Raw genomic sequence first — 19,841 nt, forward strand, 5'->3', positions numbered from 1 at the left:
CAATCTATTCGGGGTGGTTGCGAAACCACTATCTGGATGCAACGGCAGGGACGTTTATTGCCAGGATAAAGGTAAATAGGTTGCGTGATAGCCGAAAGAATTGTCGCGCTTTTATGAACCAGCCTGTATAGAAGCACCGCATTTGAAGAAAAATGCACGACGAGGTTATGACTCGAGGAGTTTTGAATGGCAAATGTTGTTGTGATCGGTTCCCAGTGGGGTGATGAGGGCAAGGGAAAGATCGTTGATTGGCTTTCCGAACGGGCAGATATCATCGTTCGCTTTCAGGGCGGTCACAATGCAGGTCATACGCTGGTCGTCGATGGCGTCACCTATAAGCTGTCACTCCTGCCTTCCGGCGTCGTGCGTCCCGGCAAGCTGTCGATCATCGGCAACGGCGTCGTTTTCGATCCGCATGCCTTCATCGCCGAGAAGAAGAAACTCGAGGCCCAAGGCGTTGTCATTACCCCGGATACGTTGAAAATCGCCGAAAATACGACCCTGATCCTGTCGATCCATGGCGAACTTGACCGGCGGCGGGAAGCTTCGAACGCGGGCACCAAGATCGGCACCACCGGCCGCGGCATTGGTCCAGCCTATGAGGACAAGGTGGGACGCCGCGCCATTCATGTTCTCGACCTTGCCGACCCGGACACGCTGCCGGCAAAGATCGAGCGCCTGCTTGCGCACCACAATCCGCTTCGCCGTGGTCTCGGCATCGAAGAGGTCGATGGGGAAAAACTTCTCGCTGAACTCAACGACGCCGCACCGCACATCCTGCCCTTCATGGACCGTGTGTGGTATGTACTCGACCAGAAGAAGCGGGCCGGCGAGCGTATCCTTTTCGAGGGGGCGCAAGGCACGCTCCTCGACATAGACCATGGCACCTATCCGTTCGTTACCTCATCCAACACCGTTGCTGGGCAGGCTTCCGCAGGTTCGGGCATTGGCCCTGGCTCCCTGCATTATGTGCTTGGCATCACCAAGGCCTACACGACGCGCGTCGGCGAGGGGCCCTTCCCGACAGAACAGCAGAATGAAGTCGGGCAGTTCCTCGGCGAGCGCGGTCACGAATTCGGGACGGTTACCGGGCGCAAGCGCCGTTGCGGCTGGTTCGACGCGGTGTTGGTGCGCCAAGCGGTTGCCAATAACGGCATCAGCGGGATCGCGCTCACGAAGCTCGATGTCCTTGATGGACTCGAGGAGATCAAGGTTTGCACCGGCTACGAACTCGACGGCGAAGTGATCGATTATCTTCCGGCGGGGCAGGGTCAGCAGGCGCGGGTCAAGCCCGTCTACGAGACGCTCGAAGGCTGGGAGGGAACCACGGCCGGCGCACGGAGCTGGAGCGAGCTTCCGGCGCAGGCAGTCAAGTATGTGCGCTATATCGAGGAACTGATCGGCGCGCCGATCGCTTTGCTGTCCACCAGCCCCGAACGCGACGACACAATACTTGTTACCGATCCGTTTCATGACTAGACTCGGATTGTCCTAGAATCTCACAGCAAAACCATAGGTTTGGGTGAATGGCAGACTTCGTTGCAGTATTGAGGAAGACAATTGACGGGATCGCGGACCCAACGCCCGAACTTCGTCAACGTGTATATGCAAAAGCTCGTGCAACGATTGAGCAGAAGCTTGCGGCGCTGAATGCGCCGGAAGCCGCGGCGACGCGCCAGATAAGGGCGCTCGAAGACGCCATCGCCGAGGTAGAGTCAGAATTCACGCCGGCCATCGAGGATGCGCCGCCAGCGCCGGTGGAAGCAAAGCCGGTTTCACCGCCACCATCATCGACGCCGCCGCACTTCAAGTTTACGCCCATTATGGATCCGGAACCGGAGCCTGAAATCAAGGCGCCGGAGCCCCTGCCTGCACCGCCGGAGCCACCCAAGCCCGCGCCCAGCGTAACGCCTGGCTTCACAAAGATAGGTTCGCAGCCTGATGCGCTTGAAGATTTTCTGACAAGCCACGGCGCCGGGATCAACAAGCGGAGCGAGCCTGAGGACGACAGGCTTCCTGACGAAGATGTATTGGCAGAATCCGCAACCGGGTTTGCCGCAGGCAATAAATCTGGCCGAGGCCCGGAAGAAGAAGACGAAAACGATCTGACGGTCGCCGCGGAAGATCGCGGGGCGGGCGATTATGGCGTGTACACGCGCGGCCCCCTGAAGCGCTCGGCGCCGAAGAAGTCGCTGGTGCCGCTCCTTGCCATTCTTGGCCTTCTGCTGGTCATTGCCGGTGGCGGCTATGCAGGATGGGTCTACAAGGACAAGCTTTCCGAACAAGCTTCAGCGGCCAAGACCTGGCTTGCCAGCCTGACCAGTTCCAAGACCGAACTGCAAGCGCCTGCAGAAACCGCCAACAATGCGCCGGCCACGACACCCGCCGAGCCAGCCACGCCTGCACCGACGCCGCAAGCCACTGCGCCGGTCGCAACGCCGGAGAGCACCGAGCCCAAACCCGAGCCGAAGCTGACGCAGCGCCTGATGCCGGATGGGCAGGAGGTCAATCCCGGCCCGGCCAACGACAAGCCTTCGCTCGGTGAGGGAACGTCCGTTGCGGCATCGACACCGGACCAATCGGCAAAGCCGGCTGCACCCCCGGCCGAACAGCAGGCCGCGGGCCAGACACAGCAACCGGTCGCCCTGCCGATCGGACAGAAAGCCTTCTTCTATGAGGAACGCTCCGGTCAGGAAGCCGGAACCGCCGACGCTGGCGCGGTCGTCTGGTCGGTGGTGCAGGAATCCCCCGGCAACGACCTGCCGCCGGAACCTGCGATCAAGGCTGAGGTCACCATTCCTGGCCGAGGCATAAACCTGCGCATGATCATCCGGCGCAATGGCGACAAGACCTTGCCCGCGAGCCATCTGGTCGAGATGATCTTTACGGTTCCTGAGGGCTTCCCCGGCGGGTCGATCGAAAATGTCTCGCGAATGACCTTCAAGGATACGGAACAGGCGCCGGGCAGCCCGCTCGTCGCCATACCGGCGAAGATCGCGGACAATTTCTTCATCATTGCGATGAACGACGCCAAGACGGCGGTCGATACCAACATGGCACTGATGGGCCGCCAATCGTGGATCGATATTCCGATTGCCTACAAGACCGGACGCCGGGCGCTGATCACGCTCGAAAAGGGCCTGCCCGGTGAGAAGGTTTTCAACGACGTCCTGAAATCCTGGGCAGACAAGGCCGGCGGTTAGGACTACGCTTGATGATATGAAAAAGGCCGCTTGAAGCGGCCTTTTTTGCATCCAGTTGGGAGAAACTAGCGGCTGTCACTCATCGAGACGAGCGCCTTCTGCTGCTTGATGGCGGCTGCCTTGACGGCATCCTGCACCTTTTCGAAAGCGCGGACCTCGATCTGGCGTACACGTTCGCGGCTGATGCCGAACTCGGTCGACAGATCCTCGAGCGTAACGGGATCATCTGCAAGGCGCCGCGCCTGGAAGATACGGCGCTCGCGATCATTGAGCGACGACATCGCACCGGACAGCATTTCGCGCCGGCTTTCGAGTTCGTCCTGCTCGATCAGCATATCCTCGGCACTGTCGTGGTCGTCGACCAGCCAGTCCTGCCAGTCGCCGCCTGCCTCGCCGTCGGCCGAGCGGATCGGCGCATTGAGCGAAGCATCGCCGGAAAGGCGTCGGTTCATCGAAATGACCTCGTCTTCCGATACGCTTAGCCGCGTTGCGATCTCCTTGACCTGTTCCGGGTTCAAATCGCCATCATCGAGCGCCTGAATCTTGCTCTTCACCTTGCGCAGGTTGAAGAACAGGCGCTTCTGGTTGGCCGTCGTGCCCATCTTGACCAGGCTCCACGAGCGCAGGACATATTCCTGGATGGAGGCCTTGATCCACCACATCGCATAAGTTGCAAGGCGGAAGCCGCGCTCCGGTTCGAAACGCTTCACAGCCTGCATCAGGCCGACATTGCCTTCGGAAATGACTTCACCGATCGGCAGGCCATAGCCGCGATAACCCATCGCAATCTTGGCCACGAGACGCAGATGGCTGGTAACGAGCTTGTGTGCCGCCTTCGGATCGGAATGCTCAAGATACCGCTTGGCGAGCATGTACTCTTCTTGCGGTTCGAGCATCGGAAAGCGTCGGATTTCTTCAAGGTAGCGGGTCAGTCCACCATCCCCGCCGAGAACACTAGGAAGATTTTGGGCCACAGGGCACCCTCCTCATTTGAAATCGACCCCCATTATCGGCAGGTCCGCAACATCCGGCCACCCACAAATTGGCGCTGGCGGATTCGTGCCATCAACATATAGGTACTATTTTGTCAAAATCACGATCTATTAAGCGACGAAACAAGCTGTCACATAAACGTGAACAATAGAGTCATGTTTGGGGTGTGCGTTCACTAGAACGTGGCATGGCAAAGAATGTTCCGCCGCTTATTAAAGCGCAGTTGTGCGGAAGGCGTCAAGTAACTCGGCCATATCCGCCGGCACGGGCGCTTCGAAGTGCATGACCTCGCCTGTCGAAGGATGTTCAAAGGCGAGAAGCTGCGCGTGGAGCGCCTGGCGCGTAAAGCTCTTGACGATCCCCTGAAGCGGTTCGGCCAATTTGTTCGCCTTGGTCTTATAGGCGCTGCCATAGTCGAGATCCCCGACGAGGGGATGGCCGATATGCGCCATGTGTACGCGTATCTGATGCGTGCGTCCGGTCTCGAGCCGGCATTCGATCAGGGCAGCAAGGGCGGTCGCGTCGTCCTTCGCACCGAATTTCTCCATGACCTCGAAATGGGTGACGGCGTGGCGCGCGTCGTCGCGCTCCTCATGTACCACGGCCTGCTTGGTGCGGTCGCGGTGGGATCGGCCGAGGGGGGCGTCCACGGTCCCTGTCTTGCGATCGGGCGTGCCCCAGACGATCGCAAGATAGGCGCGTTCCAGATCGCCCGTCCGCCCATGGTCGGCAAACTGCGCGCTGAGGTGACGATGCGCGAGATCGTTCTTCGCAACGACCATGACGCCGCTGGTTTCCTTGTCGAGGCGATGGACGATGCCGGGGCGCTTTACCCCGCCAATGCCCGATAATGTATCACCGCAGTGGTGGATCAGCGCATTGACGAGCGTGCCGCTCCAATTGCCGTTGCCTGGATGGACGACGAGGCCGGCGGGCTTGTTGATGACGATGAGATCGCTATCCTCGTAAAGAATATCGAGGGCGATTTCCTCGCCCTTCGGCGTTGCATCCTCGGGTTCGGGGACGGCAATCGCGATGCTCGCGCCTTCGCGCAGCTTGTGCTTGGCTTCGCGGATAATCTTGCCGTCGATGCTGACCTGGCCTTCGCCGATGAGCGACTGGATGCGATTGCGCGACAAATCGGGCGCCAATTGGGCTGAAAGCCATGCATCCAGCCGCTTGCCAGCCGCTTCGCTATCGGTAATTAACTCTTTCAAAGACCGCGTCCCTTCGTTACAGAGGCTTGGTTTCGAAACCTCGGAGATGCCTTAATGGCTCAAATCAACCAAGAACTCGATGCGGAAGAACAGCCGCTCGATCCGGCGATGGAGCGGGTGCGCCGCAAGATGATACGGCTGCTCGCCGTATCCATCGGCATCATGGTTGTGGGTCTTATGGCCGTGCTGGCGGCGATTGTCTACAAGATTAACCAGCCGGTTCCCGAGGTCGCAGCGGCAGCGCACCATACGGTTCCGGGGCAGCCGCTCGGCGAGGCATTGGCCGGCGAATCGATCACGCTCGACCCCGGCACGCGCATCCTTTCCCACAATCTGTCGAATAATTCGCTTTCGCTCGAAACGCGGCTTGCCGACGGCACGCGGCAGATTCTGGTCTATGACGTTGCAACGAAGCGCGTCGTGGCGCGCATTGGCGAAGCTCCCGGGAAGTAGGGCAGGCTGTCGATTACGACAGTAACAAATCATTATTGCACTTTGGCGCCGGCTTGATTATACCGCCAGAAGCAACTCGCTAAGCGCCCATCGTCTAGCGGTCAGGACGGCGCCCTCTCACGGCGCAAACAGGGGTTCGATTCCCCTTGGGCGTACCACCTTCTCTTGCATCATTTTTTATCGGCTCCCGTCCCTCAGACGTGGACTTCGCCGTGCTCTTTTTCGTCCGGGTCGGTCAGCAGCGCGAGATAGCCGAGCCACACATAGAACATCACCACGCCGGCCACCACGAGCCAGCCGGGGAGCGGTCCAAAGGTGGCGTTGCGGACGATTTCGGCCAGCGACCCGGCCACATCATGTACCGCCCCGCCATCCTGCAGTTTCGGCGTAGATATTTTCAATACCCAGGCGAGGAGGAGGACGAGGAACATCCAGATATAGTTGCGGCGCAGCCGCCGCGACATTGCTGCCCTGGTAGAGATCATGAATTTCGGTCTGCGCAAATCCTCGCCGATCAGATGGCCCCATTTCGTGTCCGGATCTGGCATCGGATCGAGGATCTGAGCGAAATAGTGCTTTTCGAGCTTGCGAACGCGGCCACGATAAACATCGAAAAAGCGGTATCGACGGGCCTCGATCAGGAGCAGGAGCTGTACCAGGATCATGGCGAAGATCAGGACGCCATGGTGGGATGTCGGCGTTGAGAGGGAGAGCGAAAGCATTGCCGCAACGCCGGTGATGGCCCAGTTGGTTGTTCGGTCTATCCGGTCGCGCCAACCTGCCATGCGGCCCATTTCCGCGCGGTGATAGTGGGCGACAACGGTAATGTATTCAGCTGACGTTGCCGGCAGCGGCGGCGCCGTCCATCGTGTCTCCCCGCCGGCTGCGGCATCTCGAAGGTCGTCCATATCAGCCTCCCAACCGATATTTCCCCCCTTCAGGAGAGTACATCAAACCGACGGAATATGCTGAAAAATCATCGCCAAGCGGCGTTTTTCAATTGTCCAGAAATGCCGCCATGCCGTGCGCCGCGGCGCGCCCCGTGGCAAAGCAGGCGGTGAGGAGATAACCGCCTGTCGGAGCCTCCCAATCCAGCATCTCTCCGGCGGCAAAGACGCCCGGGATCGACTTGAGCATGTAATTGTCGTCGAGGCCCTCCCATTTTATGCCGCCGACCGAGGAGATGGCTTCGGCGATGGGACGCGGCCGAAGCAGCGGCAGTTTCAAGCTCTTTATGCTTGCGGCGAGACGCAGCGGGTGGGCAAGATCGGCCGGACTTGCATAGGCCCTGAGGAGTGCCGACTTTACGCCGTCAATGCCGGCGCCCTTGCGCAGGCGATTGCTGAAACTTGCCTTGTTATCCTGGCGCGCAAGGTCGCGGGCAAGCCGCTCCTCACTGCGTCCGGGCGCAAGATCGAGCGCCAGTTCTGCCCGCCCCTCACGTTGAAGCCGGTCGCGCAGTGCGGCGGAATGGGCGTAAACCAGGCTTCCCTCGATGCCATGGGTGCTGATCACGAATTCGCCGGGCAAGGAGCCTGCATCCGATGTTGCCGTGACCGACTTCACCGGTACGCCTGCGAATCGATCGCGAAATCCCTCATCCCAGGCGACGTCGAAGCCGCAATTTGCCGGACGAAGGCCAGCCATCGGCACGCCCGTAGCCGCAAGCAACGGCTGCCAGCGTCCGTCAGAGCCAAGTTTCGGCCAGCTCGCGCCGCCAAGCGCCAGCAGCGTCGCATCGCTGTGGATGATCGTTGGGCCCTCAGGCGTTTCGAATGCGTAGCCGCCTTCGGCAAAGCCTGTCCAGCGATGACGCGACTTGAGCACCACGCCACGCTGTTGCAACCGGGCAAGCCAGGCGCGCAGCAAAGGCGAGGCTTTCATGACCTTGGGAAAGACGCGGCCCGACGAGCCAACGAAGGTCTCAGTGCCAAGTCCGGCCGCCCACTGGCGGACATCGTCCGGCGTAAACGTATCGAGCGCCGCGCGCAGGTGACCTGAGGCAGCGCCGAATCGCCCGGCAAATCGGGCGTAGGCTTCGGAATGCGTGATGTTGAGCCCGGATTTTCCGGCAAGGAGAAATTTGCGGCCAAAGGTCGGCATGCTGTCGTAGACGGTGACAGTATAGCCCCCCGATGGGGACAGAAGTTCTGCGGCCATCAGTCCGGCCGGTCCGCCACCGATGATTGCGACGGCCTTTCTGCTTGGAAGTTCGTTCGCCATTGAATTCCTTCAGAAATGTTGCACGCAGTGTGATATGTGGACTAGTGCATTCAACTACACCATGTTGACTTGCGAGAGTTCCCCGTACATTAGTCGTACAACGGATGTCCATGCGAGGCTGGCGATCAGCTTCATCAATCGGGTCGTTCACCCTCGGACGAGCAACACGAAACCATTAATGTCTTCCATTCCCCATCACAGCGAACGCAAGACGATGTTCATCGTCGGTAACGGTCCGATCAAGGACAATCTCTCCGAGGATGTCGATCGTGCAGATTGTGTTGTCCGCTTCAACGAGCCCAAATCATCGAAGGGCATGTCCGGGGTCAAGGCCGACATTCTGTTCGTGTGCAATTCAGGCAAGCCGATGCAGCGCCGCCTGACCGATCCGAATTATTTCGGCTCTCCGATCGTCCAGGGCGCGTCCGAAGTCATTTTTGCCTATCACCCGCAGATCATCGCCGAATATTTCCGCCAGCCACATCTGCTCTCGCGGCTCAAGGGCCGGCGCGGTGACTGGACATTGCAGGCAATCGACGCTTTTGGCACTGCGGGCAAATCGATCCTGATTCTGCCTCCCCGGTTTTACAAGGACGGCTGTGCTGCGCTCGGTATTCCCGAAGCTGCGCGCCGGGAGGTGTTCCCGAGTACCGGCTACTTCGGCCTGACCTATATCCTCCAACATTATGACCCGGCGGAATGGAAGATCGTCCTTTGCGGGTTCAGCTGGGAAGGCTGGCGCCGCCACTCCTGGGGCGACGAGCGCAAATGGGTCATGGACAGGGTTGAACAGAACATCCTCAACGTCATCGTATGAAGCTGGAAGCGAGGTCATATGAACAGGGAACTTGATATCTATATTGGCTGGGATTCACGCGAACCCATTGCCTACGAGGTTGCAAAGAGCACTATCCTCAAACATGCGAGCATTCCGGTCAATGTGATCCCGATCAAGCTGGAAGAGCTTGTCGAGAAAGGCGCCTATACCCGCGACATCGACCCGCTGGCTTCAACAGAATTCACCTATTCGCGCTTCTTCACCCCGTGGCTTGCCGGCTACAAGGGCTGGGCACTGTTTTGCGATTGCGATTTCCTGTTCTTCTCCGACGTGGCCAAGCTTTTAGATTACCGCGACGAATCGAAGGCAGTCATCTGCGTCAAGCATGACTACACCCCCAAGGAAGGCACCAAGATGGATGGCAAGGTGCAGACCAGCTATCCGCGCAAGAACTGGTCGTCCTTCATGCTCTTCAACTGCGAGCATCCGTCAACGCGCCAGCTGACGCCGGAATTGATCAACCGCGAAACCGGCGCCTATCTCCACCGGATGCAGTGGGCGAAGGATGATGAGATCGGCGAAGTTCCGGTCGAATGGAACTGGCTCGAAGGCTGGAATGAGAAGCCTGCCAGCGGCTATCCCAATGCCGTGCATTTCACCAATGGCGGCCCATGGTTCAAGAATTGGCAGAACGTCGATTATGCCGATGAATGGCGATCAGCGGCAGACGCGGTCGATCCCAACTGGAAGGCGATCTGAATTGTGAAAAAAGCCCCGGGCGACCGGGGCTTTTTGTGCTCATGCCTATGATGCGCGCTTGGTCTTGACTTCGGCCATGCGCGGTTTGGTTTCGAGCCCGCTCTTGTAGAGATTGTTGCGGTCGAGATTCTTCACATCGCGCTCGCCGCACAGCGCCATGGTGATGTCGAGTTCCTTGCGGATGATTTCGAGCGCCTCGCTCACGCCCTGCTTGCCGCCAGCGCCGAGGCCGTAAAGGAAGGCGCGTCCGATAAAAGTGCCCTTTGCGCCGATGGCGAGGGCCTTCAGGACATCCTGACCGGAGCGGATGCCGCCGTCGAACAGCACTTCGATCTTGTCGCCCACGGCGTCGACGATTTCGGCAAGCACTGAAATCGAGGAGGGCGCGCCGTCGAGCTGACGTCCGCCGTGATTGGAGACGATTATGGCGTCGGCGCCGGTCGATACGGCCATCTTTGCATCTTCGACGTCGAGAATACCCTTGATGATGATCTTGCCGCCCCAGCGTTCCTTGATCCAGGCGACATCGCTCCAGGAGAGGCGCGGGTCGAACTGTTCCGCCGTCCAGACCGAGAGGGACGAGAGATCGCCGACGCCCTTGGCGTGACCGACGATGTTGCGGAAGGTGTGCCGTTTTGTCTTCAACATGCCGAGGCACCATTGCGGGCGCGTCATCATCTGCCAGATGTGCTTCGGCGTGAATTTTGGCGGTGCGGAGAGTCCGTTGCGAATATCCTTATGGCGCTGGCCGAGAATCTGCAGGTCGAGCGTCAAAACGAGAGCGGAGCATTTGGCAGCCTTGGCGCGGTCGATAAGATTGTAGATGAAATCACGGTCGCGCATCACGTAAAGCTGGAACCAGAACGGCTTCGTCGTCGCTTCGGCGACGTCCTCGATCGAGCAGATGCTCATGGTCGAAAGCGTGAAGGGAACGCCGAACTCTTCGGCCGCCTGTGCCGCCAGGATCTCGCCATCGGCATGCTGCATACCGGTAAGCCCGGTCGGCGCCAGAGCCACGGGCATTGATACCTTCTGGCCGATCATCGTGCTTTCCAGCGTGCGGTCGGTCATGTCGACGGCTACGCGCTGGCGCAGCTGAATCTTGCGAAAATCCTCTTCGTTGGCGCGATAGGTGCTTTCCGTCCAGGCGCCCGAATCCGCATAGTCGAAGAACATCTTCGGTACGCGCCGCTTGGCAATTCGCTTCAGATCATTGATTTCAACTGATTTTGACATTTTTTCGTCCCGAGGCCTTGGTCCTTGCTTTTCATACTAATTGATAGGGTGGCGCAAGCACCAGAACCAAATTACCGCGCCTGACGGTTTTAATCATATACGGGTGCATATTTCACATATAAATTATTGCGTAAAGGTTTGTGTTTGCGTCACCAGTTTCGCTATGGTCAGGAAAGCCCATTGAATTGAACGAACAGGATGTGACGAATGCCAATGCAACCGCTTCTCGTACTCGGGCCGTTGATGCCCTATCTCCTTGAAGAACTCGAAAAGCGCTATGCGGTGGAAAAGCTCTACGAGGAAAAGGATGCGCTCGGTTTCCTCGAAAAGAATGCAAGCCGGTTTCGCGCCGCGGTAACGAGCACGTTTACCGGGCTGAAGGCCGACATGATCGACCTTTTGACGGCGGTCGAGATTGTTTCGTCATTCGGCGTCGGCACCGATTCTCTCGATGTTGCCTATGCGGAGAAGAAGGGCATCAAGGTCGCGAACACGCCGGACGTGCTCAACGAAGATACCGCCAACATGGCGATCGTGCTCCTCCTCGCCGCAACCCGCGATCTTGTGGCCAATGATCGCTTTGTGCGCTCCGGTCGCTGGGCGAGGGGCGAGAATGCACCGCTTGCCCTCGGCATCGAGGGAAAGAAGGTCGGGCTCGTGGGGCTCGGCCGTATCGGCAGCGTCATTGCCCGCAAGCTTGAGGCTTTTGGCTGCGATGTCGTGTATCATACCCGCAACAGGAAGTCGGACGCGCCCTATACCCATTATGATGATCTCGTCGCCATGGCGCGCGACTGCGCCGCCCTTATCGCCATCCTGCCCGGCGGCGCGGCGACACAGGGGATTATTTCACGCCAGGTGCTGCAGGCGCTTGGTCCCGAGGGAACTTTCGTCAACATTGCTCGCGGTACCGTCGTCGATGAAGCGGCACTCGTGGAATTGCTGCAGTCAGGCGAACTGGGCCGCGCCGGGATCGATGTGTTCGTCGACGAACCAAATGTTCCAGAGGCGCTGTTCACGCTCGATAATGTGGTGCTGCAGCCGCATATGGGCAGCGCGACGGTCGAAACCCGGAAGGCAATGGCCGACCGGGTCGTCTCGAACCTCGAAAAATATTTCGGGGCTAACTAACTTTCCCAAGCCGGCTGCGGTAGCAGCCGGTACCGTGTCTGCCTAGCCGAAAACCACGGTCTTGTGGCCGTTGAGCATGACGCGGGATTCGAGGTGCTTCTTCACCGCGCGGGCGAGCACGCGGCTTTCGATGTCGCGGCCGGTGGCGACAAAGTCCTCGGCGCTCATCGCATGGCTAACGCGCTCGGTCTCCTGCTCGATGATCGGGCCTTCGTCGAGATCCGGCGTGACATAGTGGGCGGTGGCGCCAATCAGCTTCACGCCGCGCTCATGCGCCTGGTGATAGGGCTTAGCGCCCTTGAAGCTCGGCAAGAACGAGTGGTGAATGTTGATTACCTTGCCGTAGAGCCGCTTCGAAAGGTTGTCGGACAGAACCTGCATGTAGCGGGCAAGGACGACAAGATCGGCGCCGCTGTCCTTGACGATCTTCAGGAGGGTTTCTTCCTGGTCGCGCTTGTTGTCCTTCGACACCGGCAGGACGTAATAGGGAATACCCTCGTGCTCGGCGAAACGACGGCTGTCCTCATGGTTGGAGACGATGGCAGCAACTTCGGCATCGAGCCAGCCAACGCGAATCTGGTAGATCAGATGCTGCAATGCATGGTCGAACTTCGACACCATGATGATGATCTTTGGCTTTTTCGCCTGATCGGCGAGGCTCGTCTTCATGTCGAAGCGGTCGATGGCGGGCTTCAATCCCCGTTCGACATCGTCCTTGGTCGTCCCTTCCGCCGCGGTAAAAGCGATGCGCATGAAGAAGCGATTGGTCTGCCGGTCCCAGAACTGGTTGCTCTCGGCAATATTGGCATCCATGCCGGCAAGTTCGGTCGTCACCGAGGCGACGATGCCGGGACGGTCTTCGCAGGTCAGGGTCAAAACGTAATTCTTGTCAGGCATGGTAGCTCCGGATGCAGGCATTCTGGTCTTGGCGGATCATAGTGAGCGCCATTGAAGGGCGGCGATACAAATGCGAAGTGCTCAGTCCTTTTTCCGGCATCGGCGGGCAGCGTCAAATGAACTTTCCTCACTCAACGATAAGTTTTATCCCGAAAGGGCCCGCGGCAAGTCAGGATTGCGGCCTCGTCCCATACCAACGCGGCGTATAGACCCAGCTGCCACCATCGGCGCGGGGGAAACTTACCGTATGGGACGATCCAACGATCACCACCGTGCGCATATCAACTTGCTCCGGCGTCAATTCGCCAAGCGTAATGGTCCGCAGCGTTTCGCCCGGCCTGCCTATGTCGCGGCCGAGAACCACGGGCGTCGCGGCACCACGATGCTGACGCAGAATTTCGATCGCACGCGGCAGCTGCCACGGGCGCGGCTTGGAAATCGGATTGTAGAAGGCCATGGCAAGGTCAGCTTCGGCGGCAAGCGCGATCCGCCTCTCGATGATCTCCCAAGGCTTGAGATTGTCGGAAAGCGAAAGAATGCAGAAATCGTGGCCGAGCGGGGCGCCACTGCGGCTTGCCGCCGCCATCGCCGCAGAAACGCCGGGCAGAATTTCGAGCTCGACGGCATGCCAGGCCGGATCTTGCGATTCGTGCAATGCCTCGACCACTGCGGCGGCCATGGCGAACACGCCGGGATCGCCGGAGGAAATCATCACCACGGAACGGCCGGTCGCCGCCAATTCGAAGGCATGGCGAGCGCGCTGCATTTCCTCGCGATTGTCGGTCATGTGGATCGTCTGATCCGGCCGGAATGCGCCCGCCATCCGCACATAGGTTTCATAGCCGAGCACATCTTCGGCTCGTTGCAGCGCCTGTTCAACGGCCGGAATCATGAAGTCAGGGTCACCGGGACCTAGACCGATGACGGACAGACGGCCGCGCTTCCGAGGGGCAGGACTGTTCTGCGGCACTGACTGAAATACGAGTTCGCCTTTTCCGGGAGCGGCATTGTCGGAGGTCACGCGAATGAGCAGATCTGCGTTCTCATCGACGGGCAGGCGCGCCTGCTCGAGCCAAGGAGCATCGCCCTCGATCCGCACCGTCTTGCCGGCGAGCAGATCCGCGATGAAGGTCTTTGCATCCTCCGGATTTTTAAGCACATAGCCCGGGGGAGGATTGAGCAGGCACGTGCCGAAATGCAATTCACCGGAGGTGGTGATCGCCGGAGCAACATTCAGGACGGCGGCGATCTGCCTCGCGAGGACGTTGACGCCGGTGGTGCCGCCGAGCAAGGGAACGACGGCCGACCCGTCATCGGCGCCGGCAAGAACGGGGGGCTCGCCTGTCTTGTTGCCGAGAAGTGGCGCCAGCGAGCGTATGGTGATGCCGGCGGCGCAAAGGGCAAGAATAGCGTTGCCGCGCGAATGGTGCTCGCGGATCGTATCGCCGAAATTGGCGAATGTCTCGTCGGCACCCTCAACGCGGCCTTCGAGCCCCAGGACCGTTGCGCCTTCTATACCCGCTTTGATGCGCCGCGCCGTTTCGATGCCGCGTACGGAAAGCACGAAAATACTGAGCGGGCCGGTCATTCGCCGCTGCCTTGCCACTTTTCGCCCGGGACGAGGATGAGCGAAAAATAGGGCGACGTCTCGGGATCGACTTCGGCGAGCGGAATGATCCGTTGCGCTTGCATGGTCGCCCGTTCGACGTAGAGCGCGCGGTCCATGAGGCCAAGTTCCTCGATGACGCCCCGAACTTTGCTCAGGTTTTTACCGAGCTTCATGATTGCCGCTGCCTCCGTGGCGGCAAGGCGCATCTTCAAATCGGCCGCAGGCAGGACGCCGGACAAAACGGTAAGCGTCTGGTTACGGTAGACCAGCGGCGCGCCGAGCACCGCTGCGCCGCCGAGAATGGAGCAGACGCCGGGAACGACTTCGGTCTCGTAGTCTTCCGCCAGCCGGTCGTGGATATACATGAACGAGCCGTAGAAGAACGGATCGCCCTCGGCGATCACGGCGACGTCGCTGCCGGCATCGAGATGGCGGCGCAACAGGCCGGTGATTTCACCATAGAAGTCGCTGACGATCGCCTCGTAATTCATATGCGCCGGCAGGATCTCGGTTGTGACCGGATAGACGAGCGGGACCAGAAGCTGATTGTCCCTGAGATACTGTTCCACGATGGTCAGCGCGTTGCCCTTCTTGCCTTTGGCGGCATGATAGGCAACGACCGGCGCACCCTGCAGCAGGCGCAGCGCCTTCAGGGTGATGAGTTCGGGATCGCCGGGACCAACGCCCAGCCCGAAGAGCCGTCCCTTTTGCGGCATCATTCCTTCTCCGAGGCAAGCGCGTTGATGGCTGCCGCCGCCATGGCGCTGCCGCCGCGCCGCCCATGCACGACGACATAGGGTATGCCGCGGCTGTTTTCGGCGAGAGCAGCTTTCGATTCCATGGCGCCGACGAATCCGACGGGAAAACCGAGAATCAGCGCAGGCTTCGGAGCGCCGGCATCGATCATTTCGAGGAGGCGAAAGAGCGCGGTCGGCGCATTGCCAAAGGCCACGACGGCGCCAGGGAGATACGGGCGCCAGAGTTCAAGCGCCGCGGCCGAGCGGGTATTGCCGATATCGCGCGCCAGAGTCGGCACGGACGGATCGTTCAGTGTGCAGGTGACATCGTTATTGGCAGGAAGCCTTGCGCGGGTGACACCCTCGGCCACCATGCGCGCATCGCAAAGGATCGGCGCACCGTTCAAAAGCGCGTTGCGGCCCGCGGTCCCGGCACCTTCGGAGAAGGCGAGGTCATCGATGACGTCCACCATGCCGCAGGCATGGGCGACGCGCACGGCCAATTTTTCGAGATCGGCGGGGATGCGGCTGAGATCAGCCTCGGAACGGATGATGGCGAATGAGCGATCATAGATCGCCTGGCCGTCGCGAATATAATCTAGCATTAACTGGCCCCGAAATTCTTGCCGATCAAATCGGCCGCTTCCTCGATAGTGACATTGGCAGCCAATAGCTTGCCAAAACGCGACGGTCCATTGGTCGCTTGCAGAAAGATGTCATAGTGGCCGGGCGCCGTCGCAACCAGCGTAATGGGACGTGTCCCGGGCGATGCGCAGGATTTCATGCAACCGCTCACATGTATCTGCGGGGAAGCGGATGTCGGGCCCAGCAGGGCGGCGAGCTTAAACCCGTCAGCCTGAGTGGCGGCGAGGGCGGAACCGCAACCGGCTGATCCTGAACAACTGATCATCGTTGCGAGCGGCGTTTCAGGGTCTGAATGCAGGCCCAACGCTTCGAGACGAGCGAGGACGCTCTGCGCCCCAGCCGTAGCGATCCCCGGCAATAGGATGCTTTGCCAGGGCGTCAGGCGCAGGTGGCCATTGCCCTGTTCTTGAGCCAGCGCAGCAAGGGCGACGAGCACATCTGGATCAAGATGGCCAAGGGGCGGCATGGCGCCAATGAGGAAAGTGCTTGCACTCTCAATAAGGACGCCGAGGTGTCCATGCGCCCGAGGCTGCCGTCTCAACCATGGGGCAGAAGCATCGTGTCCTACCGAATGGCCGAGCCCCCGCTCCAATTGTTGCAGAAAGTCTGCCTCTCCAATATCCGCAAGAAAGTGGCGCATGCGCGAGGCGGCGGGGTTGCCCCGGCTCCATTCGAGAAACAGGTCAATGATGCTGGTGACGACCGCAAAGACCTCATCGCCGTTGACCCTCCCGAGCGCCGGGCGATCGTCCCGCCCCGTTGGGGGCACACCGGCAATGCCGAAGGCAAATTGCGATGTCTTGCTTTCGGGATCGATCGGGCTAACCCAGATATCGTGCGGGTGTTCAACCATCGCGACAGTCTCACCGCCGTCGACGAGCACCGAGAATTTCGGTGACAGCGTCTGATAACCGGCATTGAGTTGCAAGGCCGTGAGCAGGCGTAAGGCGAGCGGGCGAACATCGACAAGCGCATGATCGACCCCGGCGACCGGACTGACCATGACGTTACGAACATCGTCACCGCGATCCGTCAGCGGCCCAAGTCCGGCATCGAGCAACGCCGCTATCAGGAGCGCTTCAGTTTCCGCGCGAACGCCGCGTATCTGCAGGTTTGCACGGTTGGTGATCTCGATGATGCCATTTCCAAACTTTTCCGCCGCTTCAGCCACCTGCCGTGCCTGTTCGGCGCTGAATTCGCCGAAGGTAAGCTTTACCCGGCAAATGGCGCCATCAAGCGCCTTGGCCATGCGAAACAGGCCGGGACAGGCGGAACGCCGGTCTTCGACAGTAAAATTCGGGGCAATTGGCGCGCGCTGGCTCATGGTTGACGGTTTTACAGGATGGCTGGCAGCGTGCCAACAGCCATGACCTGGACCCGCACGCGAGTTGGCGGTTTCGTTGACCTCACGTCTGCTTTCGGGCATGCATGGACCATGAACGAGGAAGAAATCACGGCACAGTGGCTGACGGTAATTGGAATCGGCGAGGACGGTTATGGCGGGCTTGGCGAAGCCGCCCGGCGCGCTCTTGCCGAGGCCGGAACCATTTTTGGCGGCAGGCGCCATCTGGAACTCCTGCCCGACAATCTCGAAGCAAAGCGCGTTGCCTGGCCGACACCGTTTTCCGACGCCTATCCGATGCTGCTTGCTTTACGCGGTCACCCCGTCGTGGTGCTCGCCAGCGGCGACCCTATGCATTTCGGCATGGGCGCGGCGCTGACACGCCATATCGAGCGCAGCGAGATGCGAATACTTCCTGCCCCTTCCTCGTTCGCGCTCGCAGCGGCTGCAATGGGCTGGCCCATTCAGGAAAGCCAGTTGCTGAGCGTTCATGGCCGGCCAATCGAGACGCTGTTCAAAGCCTTTGTTCCCAACGGCAAACTCATCGTCCTCAGTAATGACGGCGATACACCTGCCAATGTGGCGGGATTGCTCGCCCAGCGCGGATTTGCTGCCGCCAGGCTGACAGTGCTCGAACATCTCGGCGGACCGGTTGAGCGCCGGATTGATGGCGTTGCCGGTTCCTGGGATCATCCGCGATGTGCGGATCTCAATGTCGTGGCCGTCGATTGCGGCGTGGTCGGCCAGGAAATGCGAACCTTTCCACTGCTGGCCGGTTTGCCGGATGATGCGTTCGAACATGACGGACAACTGACCAAACGTGATGTCCGTGCCGTCACGCTCGCGCATCTCGCCCCGCTTCCCGGCGAATTGCTGTGGGATGTCGGAGCAGGCTGCGGTTCGATCGGCATCGAGTGGATGCGCAGCCACCCGATGTGCCGGGCGCTCGCAGTCGAAGCCAACGACAAGCGGCAGCAGTTAATTTTGCACAATAGCCGCGCGCTGGGCGTGCCGGACCTTCATCTTGTTCGCGGCGAAGCGCCTGCAGCCCTCGCCGAACTGCCGGCTCCCGACGCGATCTTCATCGGCGGGGGCGTCACCGACCCCGATGTACTTTCCACCTGCTGGGCCCACCTGAAACCTGGCGGCCGCCTCGTCGCAAATGCCGTGACCATCGAAGGCGAAATGACGCTCGTCGATTGGCGCAGGAAGCATGGCGGCGACCTGACCAAGCTTGCAGTTTCGCAGGCACAACCCCTTGGAAGCTTCAACGCCTGGCGCGCTGCGCTGCCCGTTACGATCTATATGGTTCGAAAGACCAATTGACCGCCGCCTGCTCGTGGACGAGACAGGATTGAGACAGGTTTGTGGGGTTTAAAGACAGTGGGAGGATTGCAATCGAGTGTGAAATCATATTGAACGGCGCATAAACCCGCCTATGCGGTGGTTATGGCCGTTCTGAGTTCCCATCTTGATAGCAATCAGGGAGTTTCAAGCAGGAAACGCGCATGGCAACGTATAAATATTTCACCTGGCCCTTCATTTTTACATTTGTTGGTCTCGCGCTCGGTACTTGGATCGGTTTCATTTATTCAGGAACCGTACAGGGCGCACTTTCGGTCCTTTTCATTTGTGCTGTCCTCGGCATCCTCGAAATCTCGCTGTCTTTCGACAACGCCATCGTCAACGCCAAGATCTTGCGGGACATGACACCAACGTGGCAGCGGCGCTTCCTGACGTGGGGCATCATAATCGCCGTGTTCGGCATGCGGATTATCTTTCCGCTGGCAATCGTCGCCATTGCGGCCTGGATCGATCCGATTTCGGCGCTGAAACTCGCCATCTCCAATCCGGAAGAATATGCCCGCATCATGCAGGACGCGCATGTATCCATTGCGGCATTCGGCGGCACTTTCCTGCTGATGGTCGGCCTGAAGTTCTTTTTCGATCACGAGAAGGACGTCCATTGGATCAAGGTTATCGAGGCAAATGCCTCCCGGTTTGCCTCGATCCAGGGTATTGAGGTCGCGGTTGCGCTGCTTCTCATCATATTCTTCTCGCGCCAGCTCGAGGGTGAGGAATCGGTGACGTTCCTGACGTCGGCCATTTACGGCCTCTTGACGTTCCTCTTCGTCGAAGGGCTTGGCGCGGTTCTCGATGCGACCCAGGAGCAGATGGACACGGTGCACAAGGGTGGGCTCGGCGCCTTCCTTTACCTCGAAATGCTCGATGCCAGCTTCTCGTTCGATGGCGTTATCGGGGCATTTGCCCTCTCGACAAATCTCTTCGTCATTGCGATAGGCCTTGGCATCGGCGCCTTCTATGTGCGGGCGCTGACGATCATGATGGTCGACAAGGAAACGCTCGGCCAATATCGCTACCTTGAGCACGGCGCCTTCTACGCGATCCTCGTTCTGGCTCTGATCATGTATTGCCAGACGCTGGTTCACATTCCGGAGGTGATAACCGGTGTGATCGGCGCAGCGCTCATCATGTTCGCCTTCTTCTCCTCGATCCGCTACCGCCGGCGTCACGGCGAGACCCAGGAGGCTTGAGGCGGAACAAACGGCGACGCTGTGGCATCCGGAACCAGGAGCATCTTCCAACGGTTGAGCCCT

At 59.7% G+C, this 19,841-nt stretch carries 18 protein-coding genes and 1 tRNA gene; 9 read left to right on the forward strand and 10 right to left on the reverse strand.

The annotated features are described in order from the left end of the window. Positions 1-186: 186 nt before the first annotated feature. The gene (locus BR48_RS0110550) at positions 187-1,479 is read left to right on the forward strand and encodes an adenylosuccinate synthase (RefSeq protein ID WP_027231276.1); all 1,293 of its coding nucleotides are present in this window, start codon (positions 187-189) and stop codon (positions 1,477-1,479) included. Positions 1,480-1,526: 47 nt separating this feature from the next. Then, the gene (locus BR48_RS26835; RefSeq protein WP_027231277.1) at positions 1,527-3,203 is read left to right on the forward strand and encodes a hypothetical protein; all 1,677 of its coding nucleotides are present in this window, start codon (positions 1,527-1,529) and stop codon (positions 3,201-3,203) included. A 65-nt stretch (positions 3,204-3,268) separates the two neighbouring features. Here BR48_RS26835 and rpoH read toward each other — a convergent pair whose 3' ends face one another. Then, positions 3,269-4,177, reverse strand: a complete 909-nt coding sequence (gene rpoH, locus BR48_RS0110560; RefSeq protein WP_027231278.1) for an RNA polymerase sigma factor RpoH — start codon at positions 4,175-4,177, stop codon at positions 3,269-3,271. Between the two features lie 231 nt (positions 4,178-4,408). Continuing rightward, positions 4,409-5,413, reverse strand: a complete 1,005-nt coding sequence (locus BR48_RS0110565; protein ID WP_036813677.1) for an RluA family pseudouridine synthase — start codon at positions 5,411-5,413, stop codon at positions 4,409-4,411. Between the two features lie 54 nt (positions 5,414-5,467). Here BR48_RS0110565 and BR48_RS0110570 point away from each other — a divergent pair, with 54 nt between their 5' ends. Together BR48_RS0110570 and BR48_RS0110575 are read left to right on the forward strand one after the other, a co-directional pair. Continuing rightward, entirely contained in the window at positions 5,468-5,866 is a 399-nt protein-coding gene (locus BR48_RS0110570; protein WP_027231280.1) for a hypothetical protein, read from the forward strand. 83 nt (positions 5,867-5,949) lie between these two features. Then, positions 5,950-6,024: transfer RNA gene (locus BR48_RS0110575), tRNA-Glu, on the forward strand. Between the two features lie 36 nt (positions 6,025-6,060). Here the strand turns inward: BR48_RS0110575 and BR48_RS0110580 are convergent. Together BR48_RS0110580 and BR48_RS0110585 are read right to left on the reverse strand one after the other, a co-directional pair. Beyond that, positions 6,061-6,774: a DUF2270 domain-containing protein gene (locus BR48_RS0110580; RefSeq protein WP_027231281.1), complete on the reverse strand. Its 714-nt coding sequence runs from the start codon at positions 6,772-6,774 to the stop codon at positions 6,061-6,063. A gap of 88 nt (positions 6,775-6,862) precedes the next feature. Continuing rightward, positions 6,863-8,089, reverse strand: a complete 1,227-nt coding sequence (locus BR48_RS0110585) for a TIGR03862 family flavoprotein (protein WP_027231282.1) — start codon at positions 8,087-8,089, stop codon at positions 6,863-6,865. 178 nt (positions 8,090-8,267) lie between these two features. Here BR48_RS0110585 and BR48_RS0110590 point away from each other — a divergent pair, with 178 nt between their 5' ends. Next, the gene (locus BR48_RS0110590) at positions 8,268-8,906 is read left to right on the forward strand and encodes a hypothetical protein (protein WP_027231283.1); all 639 of its coding nucleotides are present in this window, start codon (positions 8,268-8,270) and stop codon (positions 8,904-8,906) included. An 18-nt stretch (positions 8,907-8,924) separates the two neighbouring features. Next, positions 8,925-9,626 (forward strand): hypothetical protein, encoded by a 702-nt coding sequence (locus BR48_RS0110595; protein ID WP_027231284.1) that lies wholly within the window; start codon positions 8,925-8,927, stop codon positions 9,624-9,626. 45 nt (positions 9,627-9,671) lie between these two features. Here BR48_RS0110595 and BR48_RS0110600 read toward each other — a convergent pair whose 3' ends face one another. After that, positions 9,672-10,862, reverse strand: a complete 1,191-nt coding sequence (locus BR48_RS0110600) for an alpha-hydroxy acid oxidase (protein WP_027231285.1) — start codon at positions 10,860-10,862, stop codon at positions 9,672-9,674. Between the two features lie 207 nt (positions 10,863-11,069). Here BR48_RS0110600 and BR48_RS0110605 point away from each other — a divergent pair, with 207 nt between their 5' ends. Further along, positions 11,070-11,993: a 2-hydroxyacid dehydrogenase gene (locus tag BR48_RS0110605; protein ID WP_027231286.1), complete on the forward strand. Its 924-nt coding sequence runs from the start codon at positions 11,070-11,072 to the stop codon at positions 11,991-11,993. A 42-nt stretch (positions 11,994-12,035) separates the two neighbouring features. On the opposite strand, the gene purU is transcribed toward BR48_RS0110605, so the two are convergent. From purU to cobG, 5 genes are all read right to left on the reverse strand, one after another. Further along, positions 12,036-12,890 carry a formyltetrahydrofolate deformylase gene (purU, locus tag BR48_RS0110610; RefSeq protein ID WP_027231287.1) on the reverse strand — a complete coding sequence of 285 codons (855 nt, stop codon included), beginning with the start codon at positions 12,888-12,890 and terminating at the stop codon, positions 12,036-12,038. 169 nt (positions 12,891-13,059) lie between these two features. Beyond that, on the reverse strand, positions 13,060-14,478 hold the full coding sequence (gene cobJ, locus BR48_RS0110615; RefSeq protein ID WP_027231288.1) for a precorrin-3B C(17)-methyltransferase: 1,419 nt from the start codon (positions 14,476-14,478) through the stop codon (positions 13,060-13,062). Then, a complete protein-coding gene (locus tag BR48_RS0110620) occupies positions 14,475-15,215 on the reverse strand; it encodes a precorrin-2 C(20)-methyltransferase (protein WP_027231289.1) in 741 nt (246 codons plus the stop codon). Before BR48_RS0110620 ends, cobJ begins: the two co-directional genes overlap by 4 nt. Next, the gene (locus BR48_RS0110625) at positions 15,215-15,841 is read right to left on the reverse strand and encodes a precorrin-8X methylmutase (protein ID WP_027231290.1); all 627 of its coding nucleotides are present in this window, start codon (positions 15,839-15,841) and stop codon (positions 15,215-15,217) included. The genes BR48_RS0110620 and BR48_RS0110625 overlap by 1 nt, the downstream gene beginning before the upstream one ends. After that, on the reverse strand, positions 15,841-17,205 hold the full coding sequence (gene cobG / locus BR48_RS0110630) for a precorrin-3B synthase (protein ID WP_051614752.1): 1,365 nt from the start codon (positions 17,203-17,205) through the stop codon (positions 15,841-15,843). Before cobG ends, BR48_RS0110625 begins: the two co-directional genes overlap by 1 nt. 111 nt (positions 17,206-17,316) lie before the next feature. Between cobG and BR48_RS0110635 the strand changes: the two genes are divergently transcribed. Continuing rightward, positions 17,317-18,549, forward strand: coding sequence for a bifunctional cobalt-precorrin-7 (C(5))-methyltransferase/cobalt-precorrin-6B (C(15))-methyltransferase (locus BR48_RS0110635; RefSeq protein WP_027231292.1), 1,233 nt, complete (start codon positions 17,317-17,319; stop codon positions 18,547-18,549). Between the two features lie 182 nt (positions 18,550-18,731). After that, positions 18,732-19,778 (forward strand): DUF475 domain-containing protein, encoded by a 1,047-nt coding sequence (locus BR48_RS0110640; protein WP_027231293.1) that lies wholly within the window; start codon positions 18,732-18,734, stop codon positions 19,776-19,778. Positions 19,779-19,841 lie beyond the last annotated feature (63 nt).

It is taken from the genome of Phyllobacterium sp. UNC302MFCol5.2, from assembly GCF_000686005.1.
GTDB lineage: Bacteria > Pseudomonadota > Alphaproteobacteria > Rhizobiales > Rhizobiaceae > Phyllobacterium > Phyllobacterium pellucidum.

Excerpts from the sequence above, each read along its gene's own strand:
- BR48_RS0110550 (WP_027231276.1), top strand. The coding sequence starts at position 187 with ATGGCAAATGTTGTTGTGATCGGTTCCCAGTGGGGTGATGAGGGCAAG.
- BR48_RS26835 (WP_027231277.1), top strand. The coding sequence starts at position 1,527 with ATGGCAGACTTCGTTGCAGTATTGAGGAAGACAATTGACGGGATCGCG.
- BR48_RS0110570 (WP_027231280.1), top strand. The coding sequence starts at position 5,468 with ATGGCTCAAATCAACCAAGAACTCGATGCGGAAGAACAGCCGCTCGAT.
- BR48_RS0110580 (WP_027231281.1), bottom strand. The coding sequence starts at position 6,774 with ATGGACGACCTTCGAGATGCCGCAGCCGGCGGGGAGACACGATGGACG.
- BR48_RS0110585 (WP_027231282.1), bottom strand. The coding sequence starts at position 8,089 with ATGGCGAACGAACTTCCAAGCAGAAAGGCCGTCGCAATCATCGGTGGC.
- BR48_RS0110590 (WP_027231283.1), top strand. The coding sequence starts at position 8,268 with ATGTCTTCCATTCCCCATCACAGCGAACGCAAGACGATGTTCATCGTC.
- BR48_RS0110595 (WP_027231284.1), top strand. The coding sequence starts at position 8,925 with ATGAACAGGGAACTTGATATCTATATTGGCTGGGATTCACGCGAACCC.
- BR48_RS0110600 (WP_027231285.1), bottom strand. The coding sequence starts at position 10,862 with ATGTCAAAATCAGTTGAAATCAATGATCTGAAGCGAATTGCCAAGCGG.
- BR48_RS0110605 (WP_027231286.1), top strand. The coding sequence starts at position 11,070 with ATGCCAATGCAACCGCTTCTCGTACTCGGGCCGTTGATGCCCTATCTC.
- purU (WP_027231287.1), bottom strand. The coding sequence starts at position 12,890 with ATGCCTGACAAGAATTACGTTTTGACCCTGACCTGCGAAGACCGTCCC.
- cobJ (WP_027231288.1), bottom strand. The coding sequence starts at position 14,478 with ATGACCGGCCCGCTCAGTATTTTCGTGCTTTCCGTACGCGGCATCGAA.
- BR48_RS0110620 (WP_027231289.1), bottom strand. The coding sequence starts at position 15,215 with ATGCCGCAAAAGGGACGGCTCTTCGGGCTGGGCGTTGGTCCCGGCGAT.
- BR48_RS0110625 (WP_027231290.1), bottom strand. The coding sequence starts at position 15,841 with ATGCTAGATTATATTCGCGACGGCCAGGCGATCTATGATCGCTCATTC.
- cobG (WP_051614752.1), bottom strand. The coding sequence starts at position 17,205 with ATGAGCCAGCGCGCGCCAATTGCCCCGAATTTTACTGTCGAAGACCGG.
- BR48_RS0110635 (WP_027231292.1), top strand. The coding sequence starts at position 17,317 with ATGAACGAGGAAGAAATCACGGCACAGTGGCTGACGGTAATTGGAATC.
- BR48_RS0110640 (WP_027231293.1), top strand. The coding sequence starts at position 18,732 with ATGGCAACGTATAAATATTTCACCTGGCCCTTCATTTTTACATTTGTT.